We start from the raw sequence: 16,288 nt of genomic DNA on the forward strand, positions 1-16,288 counted from the left end.
CGTAACCCTGCCCGAAGTGAGCAGACATGTCCCATCCGCCGTTCGTCGGCCCCAGCGGAGGGTCGACGCCACCGGTGATCGAGTGCCCTCGGACCCCCTGACCCGAAGCACCGCGTCCTGGGACCACGTCAAAGCCAGGCACACGGGCTGGGCGGTGGCCGGCCGGGGGGTTCAAGAGGCCGCAGATCTTCTGGCCCACGGCCCCCACGGGGCGGACGCCTTCTGCCGGGGGGTGGGAGGCGAACGCTGGTTCGGAACCGACGATCTCGGGCGGGCGCTGTTCGAGGGCGATCGCCCGCACGGGCATCCCGGCTTCGTCGGGTTGCGCGACGCTCTGCTCACGGAGCTGGAACCAGCGGTCAACCGGTTGCGGCTCATGGCGGCGGCGCTCGCAGGCGCGGGCGAGCACTATCACACGACGGAGCAGGCGCTCGCCGGCGAACTCCGCCGCCTGCTGGGCGCACGGCCTCCGGGAACGCGATCACCGGGCAGGGCACGGCCGCCCGAGCCGTACCGGCTCCCGCACCCTTCCGATGGGCTCCCCGCTTCGGCGCCCCCGCCGGACGCGTGGGTCCGGGCGGAGACCGTCCTCGGGTGGCTCGGCGTACCGTGCCAGTGGCCGAGCGGCGACCCTGACGGATTGCGGCGGCTCGGAGCCGCCGCGGAGTCGCTGAAGAAGGTGATCGAGGACGTCGCCGCCCAGGTCGTCCACGAGGCCGGGCGGATCACGAGTAGTGGACATGGTCCGGCGACCGAGTTGGTCGGCCGCGTCGCCCGTGCGGTCAGCCGCAACGAGCTTCCGTCCCTGATGAAGCGCTGCGACGACCTGGCGCGTTACTGCCGGCACTCCGCCTCCGCGGTCGTCAGGGCCCGATGGGAGTGCTGCGTCACCGCGGCGTTCGTGATGGCGGTGATGGCGCTCGCGGTGCCGCTCGGAGGATGGGCCGAGGGCCTGGCGGCATCGATGATCAAACTTCGCGGGTCGGCGCTCCGGCTCGCGCTACTGATGATCAAAGATGCGGTCCTGGGGATGCTGTTCACCGGCGGGACCGACGGGATCGACCAGGCGTTCCGAGGGCAGTTCGACGTAGGCGAGCTGCTCGGGCGGGTGACGGAGGGGGCCCTGACCGGTGCGCTGATGGGCGGCGGGCGCGCCGGCCTTCCCATGGCCGCCGAACGGACCACGGCTCTCGCCGCGCTCGCCCGATGGAGCGAGGCACCCGGTGTCCGGGGTGTCGGGACCCGCTACGTGCTCGGCGGGAGCATCGGCACCGGCGCGATATGGACCGCCGGTGGGCTGACCGGTCACGGATGGAGTCTCGACGAGTTGGAGCATGCGGCCGAGGCCGGTTTCGGCATGGCCCTCACCGGCACCGGCGCCGAGGTGTTCGGGACGGCTCGGCAACGGTTCCGATCCCGTCGGCACATCGATGTTCCGCACGATCCCGCCGGCGGGTCGCCCGTCGTTCGGTACGACCGGTTCCCGCCGGGTCTTCGCGACGTGCGGATGGAGGGGACCTCGCTCGCCACCTTCACCCGACTCGCCGACAGAGCAGAAGATCATGCCGCTATAAGGGACATGAGGCAATTGCTGAAGGCCGACCCGCATCTGCCGGAGCGGCTCATCGCGATCGCAGCGGACTCCCCGGGCCTCGCCGGGAATTACCACCACAACGTGCGCTTCGGGAACTTGATGATGCGTCTCCCGCTTCATGAGGCGGGACAGATGGACGTGCGGATCCTCCGTGAGAGCGAGGTGCTCCACGCCATCGAACCGCATCTCGGCGACCGGGCCTCCCGCCTGATCTACGACGGGCGCAATGGCCTCGCCCTGCACTCGTTCGTGGAGGGACGGGTGCTACGCGATGTCGCTCCTCCGGGCACGCCCGTACCCGCGTTCGTACGGTCCGAGGTGGTGGAGGTTTTCGATCGGCTGACCCGCATCCCATGGCGGCATCTCCCGCTGCCCGAACACTGGCCGCCCGACGGCGACACGGTGGCCGTCGGCCGGGAGATGGCGGCGCACACGGCGCACGTCCATGAGTCGGTGCGTCGCCGCTTCGCCCCGGTCTTCGACGCGCTCCGCGTTCCGGCGGAGCCGCTGGCGCCGATCTTCGATCTCTTCGACACGCTGACGGCTCGACCGGCCGTCCTTCTCCACGGCGACCTCCACCGGGGGAACATCATCCTGGCCGACCGACCGGTACGGACCGGCGGCCGGGCGGTTGTGATCGACTGGGAACTCGCGCTGGTGGGCGACCCGCTCTTCGACCTCGCGAACCACTTCCACCTGATGCGTTACGTCGAACAGGACCGTGCGGCCGTCCTGCGGGACTGGCTCGACAGGATGCCCCCGGAGTTCACCCGCGGGTGGGAGGCGGACCTGGCGGTCTACCGCCGCTTCCTGGAGGTCAAGTCGGCGATCGTGGACATCACCCGCCTCAGGGAGAAGGCCGAGCGCGGACTCGTCCGCGTCGATGGGGGATCTCCCGAGGTGATCGGCCTCACCCGCACGCTGAACGCCGCCGGGCGTGTCTGGGGGTGGCGGGAACCGCTCACTCCCGGGGACGTGGCGTGGGCCTTGAGCGAGCCTGGATAGGCAGGGGACGAGACGGGCCCTCGGTGGGCACCCGCACGCCGGTCTCACCGCCGGTCAGGGCGACGTGCCGCCCGGGTCACCGGGCCGGAGCGATGCGCAGGACCGCCTTGCCGTCGGCGATCGCGACCAGTGTGATCGCGAGGCCGTTCATGACGGAAGTCGCGCCGGCGCTCCCGCCCAGTCCGACGGTGAGGGACGTGCCGGGGGCGGTCCCCCGCAGGGTGATGTCGTCGCCGGCGATGGCGGTCACCCGCAGCTCGGTCACGCCGAGCCGGGCCGGCACCGGAATACGGTCGCGCGCGGACACCTGGACCTCGCACCGCCCGTCCCGGCAGGCCCCGAGATCGGTGCCGTTCGCCGCGCGGGGCAACCGCGCGCCGGATCCCGCCGAGGTCCGTGGCACCGGCCACGGCGGCACCGCGGGCCCGGTCGGCGGTACGGGAACTCCCGTGGGCGGTACTCCGGTCGGCGGCGTGGGCCCGGCCGTCGGCATCGCCGGTGGGGCCGCCGGGGACGTCCGGAACGTGGGCACGCCGCCCTTCGCGCCGGGCGGCGGAACCGTACCCGACCCGCCGCCACCGCCTCCACAGCCCGCGGCGGCGAGCACGAAGCCCACCACGAGCACCGTACGCCCGATCCCGCCCATTGCCGCCCTCCCCCTGCGCCTCCGCCGCTCGCATCCGATCCCTACCCGGAGTGACGAGTCGCTCACCCGGCGCCTTCGGAGCGCCACTCGGATTGGCCGGGTCCGGTCGCCCCTGACCCGAGCGCCTGACAGGAGCGTCACCGGTCCCTACACTCCGGCCACGTGTACGCCGCTCCCCCGCCTCCGCCGTCCCCATACCCCGTTCCGCCGCCGCCTGCCGGGTCGCCGCCGGCCGACGGCACCGCCCCGCGCGTACGGCGGCTGACCGCCTGGGGCGTCGACACGCTGCTGCTGTGGGGCGCCGCCGTGCTGCTCGCCGTCATGACGTGGGGCCGGCTGCACGGTCAGCTGGTGGACGACCTGCCGTCCAAGGCCCTGGGCGCGGCCGGTGGCCTGCTGCTGTCCGGCGGGGACGTCGGCAAGGCCGCCACCGACGTCGGGACCGGGCTGTGGGACACGTTCGTCTCCGACGTCGTGCAGGCCCTCGTCCTGCTCGTCGCGATTCAACTGCTCTACCAGTTCGCCACGCACGCCTGGCTGGGCCGCACCCTCGGCAAGGCGACGATGGACCTGCGCGTCCGGCCGGTCTCCGGTGACGACCGCGGGCCAGGCATGGCGCGTGCCTTCCGCCGCGCTCTGATCACCACCGCCGGCGGGACCGGGCTGTACTGCCTCGCGTGGATCCTCCTCCTGGAGGGCCTGTTCCTGCTCGCGCTGGCGACCTGGATGCTCGCCGTCGCCGTCTTCGCGGCCACCAGCCTCCCCGCGCTGTTCGGCGGCCGCCGCCGCACGCTCGCCGACCTGCTCGCCGGAACCACCGTCGTCCGCGCCCGTACGTACGAGCGCGTCGCGGCGACCGCCCGGCAGGGCGCGGCACTGGCCCGGGACGGCGCCCAGGCGGCGGGACAGGCCGCCCGGGACACGGCGCGCGAGCAGGCCGCCCGCCTCGCGCAGGCCGACCACGTGCGGCGCGCGCTGGACTCGGAGCGCGCCGACCAGGTGCGGGGCATGGGCAGGCGGCTGGGCGGCCGGCTCAGGGACACCTACCGGGACCGCGCGCCCGGCCGCCCTCCGCAGGAGGCCCCGCCGCTCCCGCCGCCCGGCGCTCCGGCCCTGCCACCACCGCGCCCGCGCTACGACCCGCTCCAGGGCTCCTACGACCGACAGGCGCCGCAGGCGCCGTACGTCCCGCGCCAGGCGCCGCCTCCGGTCCCGGAGCACCGGCCCCAGGCGGACGATCACTGATTCGTCGAGTGGTCCGGCGTTTCCGCCCCCGAACACTCGCAAGGTCACTGGCGAACACTGCGCCCTATCGGCAGCATCCGCCAGTGATCATGGCCCGGGTTCTCTCGCGGGGTCAGCGGGCGGGGAGGCCGAGGTGGCGGGCGATGAGCATGCGCTGGACCTCGGAGGTGCCCTCGCCGACCTCGAGGATCTTGGCGTCCCGGTAGAAGCGGCCGACCGGGTACTCGTTCATGAAGCCGTACCCGCCGAAAATCTGCGTGGCGTCGCGGGCGTTGTCCATGGCGGCGTTGGAGGCGACCAGCTTGGCGATCGCCGCCTCCTTCTTGAACGGCTCCCCGGCGAGCATCTTCGCCGCCGCGGCGTAGTAGGCGAGCCGGGCCGTGTGCGCCCGCGTCTCCATGTCCGCGACCTTGAACTGGATCGCCTGGTACTCCCCGATCGCGCGGCCGAACGCCGCGCGCTCGCGGACGTACCGCAGGCACTCGTCGACGCAGCCCTGGGCGAGCCCGACCGACAGCGCGGCGATGGCGATGCGGCCCTCGTCGAGGATGCGCAGGAACTGGGCGTAGCCCCGACCGCGCTCACCGACGAGGTTCGCCTCGGGAACACGGACGTCGTCGAAGGACAGTTCGCGGGTGTCGGAGGCGGACCAGCCGACCTTGGAGTACTTCTTGCCTGCGGTGAAGCCCGGCGTGCCCGAGGGCACGAGGATCGTGGAGATCTCGCCGTCGCCGGTCAGCGCCGCGACCGTGACGGCCACGGTGACGTCGGTGCCGGCGTTGGTGATGAACGCCTTGGACCCGTTGATGACCCAGTGCCCGTCCTCGAGCCGCGCGGTGGTGCGCATGCCACCGGGCACGTCGGTGCCGCCGCCTGGTTCGGTCAGCCCGAACGCCGCGAGCCGCTCGCCCGAGCACAGGCGCGGCAGCCACTCGCGCTTCTGCTCCTCGGTGCCGAACCGGAAGATCGGCATCGCGCCGAGCGAGACGCCGGCCTCCAGGGTGATCGCGACCGAGGAGTCGACGCGGGCGAGCTCCTCCAGCGCGATGCACAGGGCGAAGTAGTCGCCGCCCATCCCGCCGTACTCTTCGGGGAAGGGCAGCCCGAAGAGGCCCATCTTCCCCATCCGGGCGACGATCTCGTACGGGAAGGCCTCCCGCTCGTAGTAGTCGCCGATGACCGGCGCCACCTCGTCCCGGGCGAACGTCTCGACGGTGCGCCGCAGCGCCTCGTACTCCTCGTCGAGGGTGAATCCGATCATCATTCGCTCCCTTGTTCTCGGGACAGGGCCTGGACGACGCGGGACGGGCTGGGGCGTCCGAGGCGTTCGGCCATCCAGAGGCTGGTCTCGGCGAGGCGGCGTACATCGACGCCGGTCTCGATGCCCAGGCCGTCGAGCATCCACACGAGGTCCTCGGTGGCCAGGTTCCCCGTCGCGCTCTTGGCGTACGGGCAGCCGCCGAGGCCGCCCGCCGAGGCGTCGACCGTGGTGACGCCGCAGCGGAGCGCGGCCAGGGTGTTGGCGAGCGCCTGCCCGTAGGTGTCGTGGAAGTGCACGGCGAGCCGGCCGGTGTCGACGCCGGACTCGGTCAGCGCACCGATGAGGGCGGTGACGTGCCCCGGCGTCGCGACGCCGATCGTGTCGCCCAGGGACAGCTCCGTGCAGCCGAGGTCGAGCAGGCGGCGGGCGACCGAGACGACCTGCTCGATCGGCACGTCGCCCTCCCACGGGTCGCCGAAGCACATGGAGACGTACGCGCGGACGTCCAGGCCGGCGGCGCGGGCCCGCTCGACGACGGGCGCGAACATCTCCACCGACTCCTCGATGGTCCGATTGAGGTTGCGCCGGGCGAACGTCTCGGTCGCGCTGCCAAAGATCGCGATCTCGGTGACGCCGGCGTCGAGGGCGCGGTCCAGGCCGCGCTCGTTCGGCACGAGCACCGGGTAGCGGACGCCCTCGGCGCGCTCCAGCCCGCCGAGCAGCTCGGCGGCGTCGGCGAGCTGCGGCACCCACTTCGGGTGAACGAAGCTCGTCGCCTCGATGACCCGCAGCCCGGCGCCGGCGAGGCGGGTGACGAACTCCCGTTTCACCTCGACCGGGACGATCGCCGATTCGTTCTGCAGGCCGTCGCGGGCCCCGACCTCGTAGACCGTGACCCGGGAGGGCAGCCCGTCGAGTGGCACGCGCATCATAGGTCTCCCTTCGGCGTGACGACGGCGAGGACCTCGTCCAGGGCGACCTGCGCGCCGGGCTGGACGGTCAGCCCGCCGACAACGCCGTCGACCGGCGCGGTCACCGTGTGCTCCATCTTCATCGCCTCGACGATCACCAGCGGCTGCCCGGCGGCGACCTCGTCCCCGTCGGCCGCCTTGACGGCCGCGACCGTGCCGGGCATCGGGCTGCGCACGGCGCCGGCCGCGGCGGTGGTCTCGGTGGCCCGCGCGGCGAGCGGCTCGGTCTCCTTCAGCGACCAGACCCGCCCGTCACGGCCGAGCCAGCACACGTCGCCGTCGTGGGCGCACGTGAAGCGCGTACGGTCCCCGGCGTGCTCGACGAGCAGGGTCACGCCGTCGCGGCGGGCCGCGGCGCGTACGGGATCGCCGCCGTCGACCGAGACCTCCGCGCGGGCGGCCCGGCCCCGGACCCGCACCTCGCGGCCGGCGATCCGCCAGGTCGCCCAGGCGGGCTCGCCGAGCCGCCAGCCGTCCGGGACGTCCCAGGGACCCGGGTCGGGCGTCTCCAGCGCGAGCATCCGCTCCAGCGCGGCGGCGGCGAGGACGTCCTCGGGGGTCCCGCCGTCCGCGGGGTCGGCGGGACGGCGCTCCACCAGGCCCGTGTCGAGCCGGCCGGCGGCGACGTCCGGGTCGGCCAGCAGCGACCGCAGGAACGCGATGTTCGTCCCGACGCCCAGCAGGGTGTACGAGGCCAGCGCCTGGTCCAGGGTCCGCAGCGCGCTCGCGCGGTCCGGGCCCCGGGCGATCACCTTGGCCAGCATCGGATCGTACGAGCCGCCGACGACCGCGCCCTCGTGCAGTCCGGAGTCGACCCGGATCCCGAGGCCGTACGGCTCGTGCAGCAGCAGCACCCGGCCACCGGTCGGCAGGAACCCCCGCCCGGGGTCCTCGGCGTACACCCGCGCCTCGACGGCGTGCCCGTCGAACGCCACGGCGTCCTGCCCGAACGGCAGCGGCTCGCCCGCCGCGACCCGCAGCTGCAGCTCGACCAGGTCCAGGCCCGGCCGCCCGTCGATCACGACCGCGCCCTCGGTCACCGGGTGCTCGACCTGCAGCCGGGTGTTCATCTCCATGAAGAAGTACTCGTCCGGGCGGTCGGCGGAGACGATGTACTCGACCGTGCCCGCGCCGACGTACCCGACGGAACGCGCGGCGGCGACGGCGCTGGCGCCCATCGCGGCGCGGATCCGCTCGCCGTCCGGGCCGGTGCCGAGCAGCGGCGACGGCGCCTCTTCGACGATCTTCTGGTGGCGGCGCTGCAGGCTGCACTCGCGCTCGCCGAGGTGGACGGCGTTGCCGTGCATGTCGGCGAACACCTGGATCTCGATGTGCCGCGGTCGGTCGATGTACCGCTCGACGAGGAGGGTGTCGTCGCCGAACGCCCCGCGCGCCTCCCGCCGGGCCGCCGCGATCGCGTCCCGCAGCTCCGCCGCGTCCTCGACCCGGCGCATGCCCTTGCCACCGCCGCCCGCCGACGGCTTGAGCAGCACGGCCGCGCCGTCGCGCAGCCCGACCTCCATCGCGGCGTCGGCCAGCTCCTCGTCGCTCAAACCCGCCTCGTCGCGGCCCGGGACGACGGGAACCCCGGCGGCGGCGACCGTGCGCTTGGCCCGGATCTTGTCGCCCATCGCGGTGATCGCGTCCGGCGGCGGGCCGACGAAGACGACACCGGCGTCGGCGCACGCGCGGGCGAGGTCGGGGTTCTCGGCGAGGAAGCCGTACCCGGGGTGCACCGCGTCGGCGCCCGCCCGTACGGCCGCGCCGACGACGTCACCGACGTCGAGGTAGCTCCCCACCCGCAGCGCGGCGTCGGCCTCCCGTACGTGACGGGCGTCCGCGTCCGCGTCGGTGTAGGTCACGACGGACCGGATTCCGAGCCGGCGCAGCGTCCGGACGATCCGGCAGGCGATCTCGCCACGGTTGGCGATCAGGACGGATTCGAACATGGTCACATCCGGAAGATGCCGTAGCCGACGGGTTCGAGCGGGGCGTTCGCGCAGGCGGTCAGGGCCAGGCCGAGCACCCGGCGGGTGTCGAGGGGGTCGATCACGCCGTCGTCCCAGAGACGCGCCGTCGAGTAGTACGGGCCGCCCTGCCGCTCGTACTGTTCCCGGATCGGCTTCTTGAACTCCTCTTCCTCCGCGGCCGGCCACTCGTCGCCGAGCTGGTCGCGGCGCACGGTGGCCAGCACCGACGCGGCCTGCTCCCCGCCCATGACCGAGATCCGGGCGTTCGGCCACATCCACAGGAACCGCGGCGAATAGGCACGGCCGCACATCGCGTAGTTGCCCGCGCCGAACGACCCGCCGATGATCACGGTGAGCTTCGGCACCCGCGCGCACGCGACGGCGGTGACCATCTTGGCGCCATGCTTGGCGATGCCCCCGGCCTCGTACTCCCGGCCGACCATGAACCCGGTGATGTTCTGCAGGAACACCAGCGGGATCGAACGCCGGTCGCACAGCTCGACGAAGTGCGCGCCCTTGAGCGCCGACTCACCGAACAGGATGCCGTTGTTGGCCACGATCCCGACCGGCTGCCCGTAGATGTGGGCGAACCCGGTGACGAGCGTCGGCCCGTACTGCTCCTTGAACTCGTGGAACCGGCTGCCGTCCACGATCCGCGCGATCACCTCGCGCACGTCGTACGGCGTCCGGGAGTCGGGCGGGACGATGCCGCGCAGCTCTCCGGGGTCGAAGGCGGGTTCCTCGGCCGGGACCGCCGGCCACGGCGCGGGGCTCGGCGGCTCCAGCGTCGAGACGATCGACCGGACGATGCGCAGCGCGTGCGCGTCGTCGTCGGCGAGGTGGTCGACGACGCCCGAGACGCGCGCGTGCACGTCTCCCCCGCCCAGCTCCTCGGCGCTGACGACCTCCCCGGTCGCGGCCTTCACCAGCGGCGGGCCACCCAGGAAGATCGTGCCCTGCTCCCGGACGATGACGGTCTCGTCGCTCATCGCCGGGACGTACGCGCCGCCTGCCGTGCAGGACCCGAGCACGGCGGCGATCTGCGGGATGCCCTTCTGGGACATCGTCGCCTGGTTGTAGAAGATCCGCCCGAAGTGCTCCCGGTCGGGGAACACCTCGTCCTGCTTGGGCAGGAACGCTCCGCCGGAGTCGACGAGGTAGACGCACGGGAGGCGGTTGTGCAGCGCGACCTCCTGGGCGCGCAGGTGCTTCTTGACCGTCATCGGGTAGTACGTGCCGCCCTTGACGGTCGCGTCGTTGGCGACGATGACGCACTCACGCCCGGACACCCGCCCGACGCCGGTGATGATCCCCGCCGCCGGGGCCTCGTCGTCGTACATGCCGGTGGCCGCGAGCGGGGACAGCTCCAGGAAGGGCGAGCCCGGGTCGAGCAGCGCGTCCACCCGGTCCCGGGGCAGCAGCTTCCCCCGCGCGACGTGCCGCTTGCGGGCGCGCTCGGAGCCGCCCTGGGCCGCGCGCGCCAGGCGCTCGCGCAGCTCGGTGGCGAGCGCGAGGTTCTCCTCGGCGTTGCGCTGGAATGCCGCGCCGCGCACGTCCACGCGGCTCACCAGCCGTGGAGCCTCCGACACGATCCCCTCCTGTTAACGATCGTTAACAAGTCCGATGTTAATCAACGTTAACAGCGACCGTCTAGACTTGTGGCATGGCAGAGGTCAGCGCTCCCCCGACCCGCCGGCTGGAGATCCTGTCCGCGGCGGCGGAGCTGTTCGCCCGGCGCGGCTACCACGGCGTGTCCATCGGCGACCTCGGCCGCGCGGTCGGCCTCACCGGTCCCGCGCTGTACCGGCACTTCCGGGGCAAGGAGGCCCTGCTCGCCGAGATGCTCCTCGACATCAGCGAACGCCTCCTCACCGAGGGCCGCCGCCGCGTCGCCGCCGCCGACACCCCGGAGGTGGCCCTGGACGCCCTGCTCCGCTGGCACATCGACTTCGCCCTCGATAACCCGGCCCTAATCACGGTGCACACCCGCGAGCTGGGCAGCGTCCCACAGCCGGAGCGCCGCGAGATCCGCCGCCTGCAGCGCGCCTACGCCGAGGAGTGGGTGCGCGTGCTCCTCTTGATGCACCCGGAGGCCGCCGAGGACCGCGCCCGCGCCGCCACCCACGCGGCCTTCGGCCTCCTCAACTCCACCCCCCACAGCACCGGCGAGCTGGACCGCGACACCATGGCCACCCTCCTGCACGCCATGGCCTCCGAAGCCCTCACCGGCGCCTTCAGATCCTAGGCGGCCGCTCCTCAACGACAACGACCTCAACGCACTGTTCACCGTTGGACCCACTCCAAGACGACTTTCGCCAGCTCAAGCCTGCCATTCTTCAGCCACCGCCTTTATCAATGCGAGTGATTCGTCGGGGGACGACGCCAGTTCTCGAATATCCTCCCAGATTCGTCCAATTTGGGCCACCTGGTCAGGCCGCTCGATGACCTGGCCCCTCAAGGCGGTGTCCAAGTTCGCGATCTCCGTCCCATCGAGCTTCGCGATCATGAAAGGGCAGCCAGCGTAGTACTCGGTGCCGGCGGGCACCACCTTGACGACGATGTTCCATCGCTGCGCCATAGCGTAAAGATGCACTAATTGCCCACTGAGCACCTTCTTGCCGCCGATTGGACGCCGAAGCACGTACTCATCAATGATGAATATGCACATCGGCGGGTTCTCATCATCCAATATCGCCTGTCTCTCAATCCTACGACGCACGATTTCATCGACGTCGACCCCTGAATGCCGATTGTGCTGGATAACAGCGCGGGCATAGTCCGGCGTCTGGAGCAGTCCCGGGATCACAGCGAACTCATAGTTCTGGATCATGTTGGCGTGCGCCTCGGCAGAGAGCCACCGGTCGGTCCACACCGTGGGAATCTCGGGCGTCACCCACTTCTCGAAGTAGCGGGCGAGGTAGCCGTTCGTGTGCAGGGCCTCATCGCAGCGCTTGACGTCGTCGAGGTGCGGGGTGCGGCGGCCGTTCATCCACTGGCTGACGGTGGAGGGGGCGACGTGGAGCGCTTCGGCGAATTGCCTGCCGGTCAGGCCGGCCGCCTCGCAGGCATGGGCCAGCTCTCTACCCCACGCGTCGAGTGCCGTCTCTCGTTTCGGTGCCATTGGGGGGGTTCACATCCTCGTGTGAATGGCTCTCGGGACTTCACGCACAAGCGACGGTGGGTTCGCACTTCCCAGCATATCCCTTCGCGACCACGCTGGGTAGCGCGACCATCACGTTAGGAGACGAGCCGATGAAGCCGTACACGAGCGAAGAGATCAGCGCATTCGCGAAGTGGCTCACGCAGGCCTGTCAGGAGGCCGGACTGACAGCGGAGCAGTACGGGGCGAAGGTCCGGATTATCGCGCAATCCCACTTTCTCACCGAAGAAGTCGAATGCCGCCCCGACCACGATGGGAGCCTCCGGTGGTGGTGGTCCTGGGGCAAACCGATCGCCGACCGGCAGGACCACACCCGCCTCCTCACCGCGGACGAGGTCGACGACCTCGTGGCCGCGATTCGGCAGGTCGTCGCGATCCCGATTCGGTGGCGGCCATGACCGATGCACAGGAGATCACGGACCCGGTCGCCCAGGCGGTGCTGGAGTCGGTGCGAACCCTCAGCGCCGCCATCGACCGGCTCGGGCTGGCCGCCATGACGCCGGCGTGCGAGCTCACGCAACTCGACCGTCTCATCCGCAAGTATCCGGAAGCCGCCCGGAAGAGCCTTGAAATGTACGAGCGCCAGAGAGTTCACGGACGCGACGGCGGGCCTTTCTCGCGGGAGCCCGTTCGCACACAAAGTGCCTGAATGATCTCCGCTTTGCTGGGAGAACTCGCAGCGGAGGAGCAGTTTGTGTGAGAACGGCTCGTGATCAGACGGCAGGGTCGAGGCCGTCGAACCGGACGAGCGTGACCATACGGGTGCGGGGAAGCATGCGCCGAGCCGCTTCGGCGTTTCCGGATCGCCCGGACCAGCCTCCGCCGCTGCTGTTCCCACTCCGCCGTCGGTGTCGCCGGTCCCGCGTCCGAAAGGGCGGCAAGGCCCGCCCCTGAGCAACCTAGCCGCCCGCGAAGCGCTCGGCGTTGGAACCCGTATTTCGGGCCTTGGCTCAGATTTCGTGATGGTGGCTCGTCGTCATCGCTGCACGCCCAGGGGAACAACGCGTCATCTCGGGCAGAGCGGACACCACAGGGAGCCACCTCGTTCCCATGAGCCTCTACTGAGGGAAGAATCCTCTCGTCTAAGTAGACGCCCCTGAGAAACAAGCCGCCACCCCCGGCGTCCGCCAGGCAAGCCGCAAACTCCACGAAAACCGAGCCAGAACCAACTTCTCCCGCCTGAGGGGACACGCGCTGAAGGCAGGCACCCACCCGGGTGCCCGATTCAGTGCGATCGTCCACGCCGACGGCGGGAGCAGCCGGCGTGGAAGCACCCAGGTCGGCCGTGGTCCGCGTGCGCCGCCCAGAGTAAAGCCCTGGACCGTCAGCGTCGGGCTTCAACCTCGCCGTACCGTGAGTCGCGGTCCGGCGTGCCGGCGGAGGGAGGGGCGCTGGTGGTCGCTGCGTTCCGCAGGCCCGCGAATGCGATCGCACCTGTCGCGATGACGAATCCGGCGAGCGTGTAGAGGGCGAGTCGGTAGCCGGCCGCGAGCGCCTCTGCGTGCCCGATGGCACGGTTCGCCGCCTCCAGGGCGGTGGTCCGGGCGACGGCCAGGGACAACAGGACCGCGACACCGAGGGCGATGCCGAGTTGGAACGAGGTCTGGCGTACGCCTCCCGCCAATCCCTGCTCGTGGCCGGCGACCCCCGAGGTCGCCGCCAGGGTCGAGCTGACGGTGGTGGCGAGCATCATCATGCCGAAGGGCAGCAGCACGAGCCCGAAGACCAGGAGGTTCCGCGTGACCGTCATCTGCGTGGCGATGACGGCGAGGAGCAGGCCGGCCGACATCGTCGCGCCGGTGACCGACAGCCGCAGGCCGATGCGTGTGATCATCCGGCTGAGGACCGTGCCGAGTGCGAGGTTGAGCACGCCGACGGGCGCGACGATGAGACCCGCCCGCACCGGGCTGCAGCCTTGGACCTCCTGGAGGTAGAGGGTGACCAGGAGGTAGGCGGCTCCGGACATCATCCCGGACGCCAGTGACACGAGGTTGGCCATTCGCAGCGTGCTGGACCGGAACAGCCCGAGACGGACGAGCGGCTCCGGGTGGCGGCGTTCGACGACCAGGAAGATCGCCAGCAACGCGGTGCCGGCGACGAAGGGCAGGACGCACTGCGGTGCGGTCCACCCGCCGGCGCTGCCTTGAGCCGGCGCGATGACGATCAATGCGACGCCGGACGTGATCAGCCCTGCGCCCAGCACGTCGAGCCTGCGGCGTCGGGGCGCCGCAGGCTCGATGAACCGGGGCGCGAGCGCGGCCATCACCGCTCCGACCGGAACGGTGACGTAAAAGACACTCCGCCAGCCGAGGGAGTCCACCAGTGGGCCGCTCAGCACCAGGCCGCCGATGAATCCGAGCACCGTGGCGATGCCGAACCTGCTCATCGCCTTGGCGCGTGCCGGCCCCTCGGGGAACGAGGTGGTCAGCAGGGCGAGCGCGGTGGGGGCGATGGCCGCGGCCGACAGCCCCTGGAGGACGCGGAAGACCACGAGCAGGACCGCGTTCGGCGCCAGGCCGCACAGCAACGAGGACACCGCGAACCCGGCCATCCCGATCGCGAAGATGCGACGCCGGCCGAACAGGTCACCGACCCGGCCGCCCAGGATCAGCCCACCCCCGACCGCGGTGTTGTACGCCGTGACCACCGCCTGCACACCCGACGCAGAGAAGCCCAGCTCACGCTGGATGTCGGGCAGTGCGACCGTGACGATGGACGCGTCAAGCATGATCATGAATTGGGCGGACAGGATGAGCACCAGGCCCACCGCTTCCCACCTGGTCCTGGACGGCCGCTGATGCATTCAGTGCTTCCTCCGTAACTGGACCGAGGCGCTTGCCGCCTCTCCATCCCAGAGGAACACCGGCCCCAGCGATCCGGTTGCGCCGCGGTCCCTGAGCGCCTGAGACCGCGGCGACATGGAAGCCGGGCACGCGTTTACAGGCCGGCGCCGCCTGTGGCGTCGATGACGCGTCCGGTCACCCAGCGCGCGTCGTCCGAGGCGAGGAAGGCCACGACGTCGGCGATGTCCTCGGGCTGTCCCACCCGGCCCAGGGCGGCCAGGGACGCCGCGTGCGCTTCGGCCTCCGGATCGCCCCGGAGCCAGGAGGCGTTGACGTCGGTGTCGACGATCCCCGGCGCCACCGAGTTGACCGTGATGCCGCGGGGGCCCAGCTCCTTGGCGAGGTTGAGGGTGAAGGTGTCCAGCGCGCCCTTCGTGGAGCTGTAGGCGATGATCTCCGGCATGGCCAGGCGGGCGGCGCCGCTGGAGATGTTGATGATCCGGCCACCGTCGCGCAGGCGGGTCAGCCCCTGCTGCACGATGAAGAACGGCGCGCGCACGTTCACGGCGAACACCTCGTCGAACTCCTCCTCGGTCAGCGAGGCCAGTGACGAGCTGCGTCCGATCCCGGCGTTGTTGACGATGATGTCGAGCCTCCCGCCGGGCGCGTACTCCCCGCCTTCGGCGTCGAAGGCCGCCCACAGGCGGGCCGCGTCGCCGTGCCGCCCCAGCTCCGCGCGGACCGCGAAGGCCCGGCCTCCGTCCTTCCGGATGCGCGCGACGGTCTCGCTCGCCGCCACCTCGTCGCGGGCGTAGGCGACGGCGACGGCCGCGCCGTCCCGCGCGAGTCGTTCCGCGATGGCCCGGCCGATGCCCCGGCTCCCGCCGGTCACCAGCGCGACCTTGCCTTCGAGCGCTCTTGCTGCCATGACCACGTACACCCTTCAATTCTTGAGGGATCGCTCAACAAGTAGGACCATAACACATTTGTTGAGTGATCCCTCTAAAATAGGACGCGTGAGTGGAACAGGTGCGAAGCGCGGACGGCCGCCGACGTTCGACCGGGCCAAGGCCCTCGCGGCCGCCACCCGGCTCTTCTGGGAGCACGGCTATGAGGCCACCTCCATCGGCGAGCTGACCAAGGCGATGGGCATGCGGCCCGGGAGTTTGTACGCGGCCTTCGGCGACAAGCAGGGCCTGTTCAAGGAGGTCGTACAGGCCTACGGGCGCTCCCCCGTCGGTGCGTTCATGGGCGCCGCGCTGGAGGATGAGCCCACGGCCCGGGAGGCGTTCCGGCGCATCCTGCGCGACGCCGCGGCCATCTACCCGGACCCCTCCCACCCGGCCGGCTGCCTGACGATCAGCGCCGCGACCAACGTCACCGTCCAGGACGCGGAGGTGGCGGCGTTCCTGCGCGACCTGCGCAACGCGAACCTGGCCGCTTTCGAGACCCGTCTGCGGACCGCCCAGCGGGACGGCGAACTGCCCGCCACGGCCGATCCGCGCGCCCTCGCCGCGTACTTCGCGGCGGTCATTCAGGGCATGTCACAACGCGCCCGCGACGGCGCCACGGCGGCCGAGCTCACCGAGACCGCCGAACTGGCGCTGGCGGCCTGGCCCGGGGCGCACGGTTGATCGCCGTGCACCCCGGCCG

15 protein-coding genes are annotated in these 16,288 nt (G+C 71.5%); 6 read left to right on the top strand and 9 right to left on the bottom strand.

The genetic code is table 11. The features are described from left to right. Positions 1 to 232: 232 nt before the first annotated feature. Positions 233 to 2,599 (top strand): phosphotransferase family protein, encoded by a 2,367-nt coding sequence (locus tag NE235_RS38230; RefSeq protein ID WP_252804364.1) that lies wholly within the window; start codon positions 233 to 235, stop codon positions 2,597 to 2,599. A gap of 76 nt (positions 2,600 to 2,675) precedes the next feature. Here the strand turns inward: NE235_RS38230 and NE235_RS18055 are convergent, their stop codons facing one another. After that, positions 2,676 to 3,245, bottom strand: coding sequence for a hypothetical protein (locus tag NE235_RS18055; protein ID WP_252804367.1), 570 nt, complete (start codon positions 3,243 to 3,245; stop codon positions 2,676 to 2,678). Positions 3,246 to 3,407: 162 nt separating this feature from the next. Between NE235_RS18055 and NE235_RS18060 the strand changes: the two genes are divergently transcribed. Then, positions 3,408 to 4,490, top strand: a complete 1,083-nt coding sequence (locus tag NE235_RS18060) for an RDD family protein (protein ID WP_252804369.1) — start codon at positions 3,408 to 3,410, stop codon at positions 4,488 to 4,490. Positions 4,491 to 4,602: 112 nt separating this feature from the next. Here the strand turns inward: NE235_RS18060 and NE235_RS18065 are convergent, their stop codons facing one another. The 4 genes from NE235_RS18065 to NE235_RS18080 are packed head-to-tail and all read right to left on the bottom strand — an operon-like array spanning position 4,603 to position 10,281. Beyond that, positions 4,603 to 5,751, bottom strand: coding sequence for an acyl-CoA dehydrogenase family protein (locus NE235_RS18065; protein WP_252804371.1), 1,149 nt, complete (start codon positions 5,749 to 5,751; stop codon positions 4,603 to 4,605). Continuing rightward, the gene (locus NE235_RS18070) at positions 5,751 to 6,680 is read right to left on the bottom strand and encodes a hydroxymethylglutaryl-CoA lyase (protein ID WP_252804373.1); all 930 of its coding nucleotides are present in this window, start codon (positions 6,678 to 6,680) and stop codon (positions 5,751 to 5,753) included. Before NE235_RS18070 ends, NE235_RS18065 begins: the two co-directional genes overlap by 1 nt. Further along, the gene (locus NE235_RS18075; protein WP_252804375.1) at positions 6,680 to 8,671 is read right to left on the bottom strand and encodes an acetyl/propionyl/methylcrotonyl-CoA carboxylase subunit alpha; all 1,992 of its coding nucleotides are present in this window, start codon (positions 8,669 to 8,671) and stop codon (positions 6,680 to 6,682) included. Before NE235_RS18075 ends, NE235_RS18070 begins: the two co-directional genes overlap by 1 nt. Before the next feature lie 2 nt (positions 8,672 to 8,673). Continuing rightward, positions 8,674 to 10,281 carry a carboxyl transferase domain-containing protein gene (locus NE235_RS18080; RefSeq protein ID WP_425542333.1) on the bottom strand — a complete coding sequence of 536 codons (1,608 nt, stop codon included), beginning with the start codon at positions 10,279 to 10,281 and terminating at the stop codon, positions 8,674 to 8,676. Positions 10,282 to 10,355: 74 nt separating this feature from the next. On the opposite strand from NE235_RS18080, the gene NE235_RS18085 reads away from it, so the two are divergent. Then, entirely contained in the window at positions 10,356 to 10,937 is a 582-nt protein-coding gene (locus tag NE235_RS18085) for an SACE_7040 family transcriptional regulator (protein ID WP_252804377.1), read from the top strand. Here NE235_RS18085 and NE235_RS38695 read toward each other — a convergent pair. Then, positions 10,927 to 11,025, bottom strand: coding sequence for a DUF397 domain-containing protein (locus NE235_RS38695; RefSeq protein ID WP_406567593.1), 99 nt, complete (start codon positions 11,023 to 11,025; stop codon positions 10,927 to 10,929). The genes NE235_RS18085 and NE235_RS38695 overlap by 11 nt on opposite strands. After that, entirely contained in the window at positions 11,013 to 11,813 is an 801-nt protein-coding gene (locus NE235_RS18090; RefSeq protein WP_252804379.1) for a helix-turn-helix domain-containing protein, read from the bottom strand. Before NE235_RS18090 ends, NE235_RS38695 begins: the two co-directional genes overlap by 13 nt. A gap of 131 nt (positions 11,814 to 11,944) precedes the next feature. On the opposite strand from NE235_RS18090, the gene NE235_RS18095 reads away from it, so the two are divergent. After that, entirely contained in the window at positions 11,945 to 12,250 is a 306-nt protein-coding gene (locus NE235_RS18095) for a hypothetical protein (protein ID WP_252804381.1), read from the top strand. Beyond that, the gene (locus NE235_RS18100; protein ID WP_252804383.1) at positions 12,247 to 12,501 is read left to right on the top strand and encodes a hypothetical protein; all 255 of its coding nucleotides are present in this window, start codon (positions 12,247 to 12,249) and stop codon (positions 12,499 to 12,501) included. Before NE235_RS18095 ends, NE235_RS18100 begins: the two co-directional genes overlap by 4 nt. Before the next feature lie 675 nt (positions 12,502 to 13,176). Here NE235_RS18100 and NE235_RS18105 read toward each other — a convergent pair. Further along, on the bottom strand, positions 13,177 to 14,655 hold the full coding sequence (locus tag NE235_RS18105; protein ID WP_289848822.1) for an MFS transporter: 1,479 nt from the start codon (positions 14,653 to 14,655) through the stop codon (positions 13,177 to 13,179). 134 nt (positions 14,656 to 14,789) lie between these two features. Next, positions 14,790 to 15,563 (bottom strand): glucose 1-dehydrogenase, encoded by a 774-nt coding sequence (locus NE235_RS18110; RefSeq protein ID WP_252804387.1) that lies wholly within the window; start codon positions 15,561 to 15,563, stop codon positions 14,790 to 14,792. Between the two features lie 88 nt (positions 15,564 to 15,651). On the opposite strand from NE235_RS18110, the gene NE235_RS18115 reads away from it, so the two are divergent. Next, entirely contained in the window at positions 15,652 to 16,269 is a 618-nt protein-coding gene (locus NE235_RS18115) for a TetR/AcrR family transcriptional regulator (RefSeq protein ID WP_252804389.1), read from the top strand. Positions 16,270 to 16,288 lie beyond the last annotated feature (19 nt).

Origin of the sequence: Actinoallomurus spadix, assembly GCF_024055725.1 — a bacterium.
Taxonomy (GTDB): Bacteria; Actinomycetota; Actinomycetes; order Streptosporangiales; family Streptosporangiaceae; genus Actinoallomurus; species Actinoallomurus spadix.

Coding starts and splice junctions, on each gene's coding strand:
- NE235_RS18055 (WP_252804367.1), bottom strand. CDS start 3,245: ATGGGCGGGATCGGGCGTACGGTGCTCGTGGTGGGCTTCGTGCTCGCC.
- NE235_RS18065 (WP_252804371.1), bottom strand. CDS start 5,751: ATGATCGGATTCACCCTCGACGAGGAGTACGAGGCGCTGCGGCGCACC.
- NE235_RS18070 (WP_252804373.1), bottom strand. CDS start 6,680: ATGCGCGTGCCACTCGACGGGCTGCCCTCCCGGGTCACGGTCTACGAG.
- NE235_RS18075 (WP_252804375.1), bottom strand. CDS start 8,671: ATGTTCGAATCCGTCCTGATCGCCAACCGTGGCGAGATCGCCTGCCGG.
- NE235_RS18085 (WP_252804377.1), top strand. CDS start 10,356: ATGGCAGAGGTCAGCGCTCCCCCGACCCGCCGGCTGGAGATCCTGTCC.
- NE235_RS38695 (WP_406567593.1), bottom strand. CDS start 11,025: ATGGCAGGCTTGAGCTGGCGAAAGTCGTCTTGGAGTGGGTCCAACGGT.
- NE235_RS18090 (WP_252804379.1), bottom strand. CDS start 11,813: ATGGCACCGAAACGAGAGACGGCACTCGACGCGTGGGGTAGAGAGCTG.
- NE235_RS18095 (WP_252804381.1), top strand. CDS start 11,945: ATGAAGCCGTACACGAGCGAAGAGATCAGCGCATTCGCGAAGTGGCTC.
- NE235_RS18100 (WP_252804383.1), top strand. CDS start 12,247: ATGACCGATGCACAGGAGATCACGGACCCGGTCGCCCAGGCGGTGCTG.
- NE235_RS18105 (WP_289848822.1), bottom strand. CDS start 14,655: ATGCATCAGCGGCCGTCCAGGACCAGGTGGGAAGCGGTGGGCCTGGTG.
- NE235_RS18110 (WP_252804387.1), bottom strand. CDS start 15,563: ATGGCAGCAAGAGCGCTCGAAGGCAAGGTCGCGCTGGTGACCGGCGGG.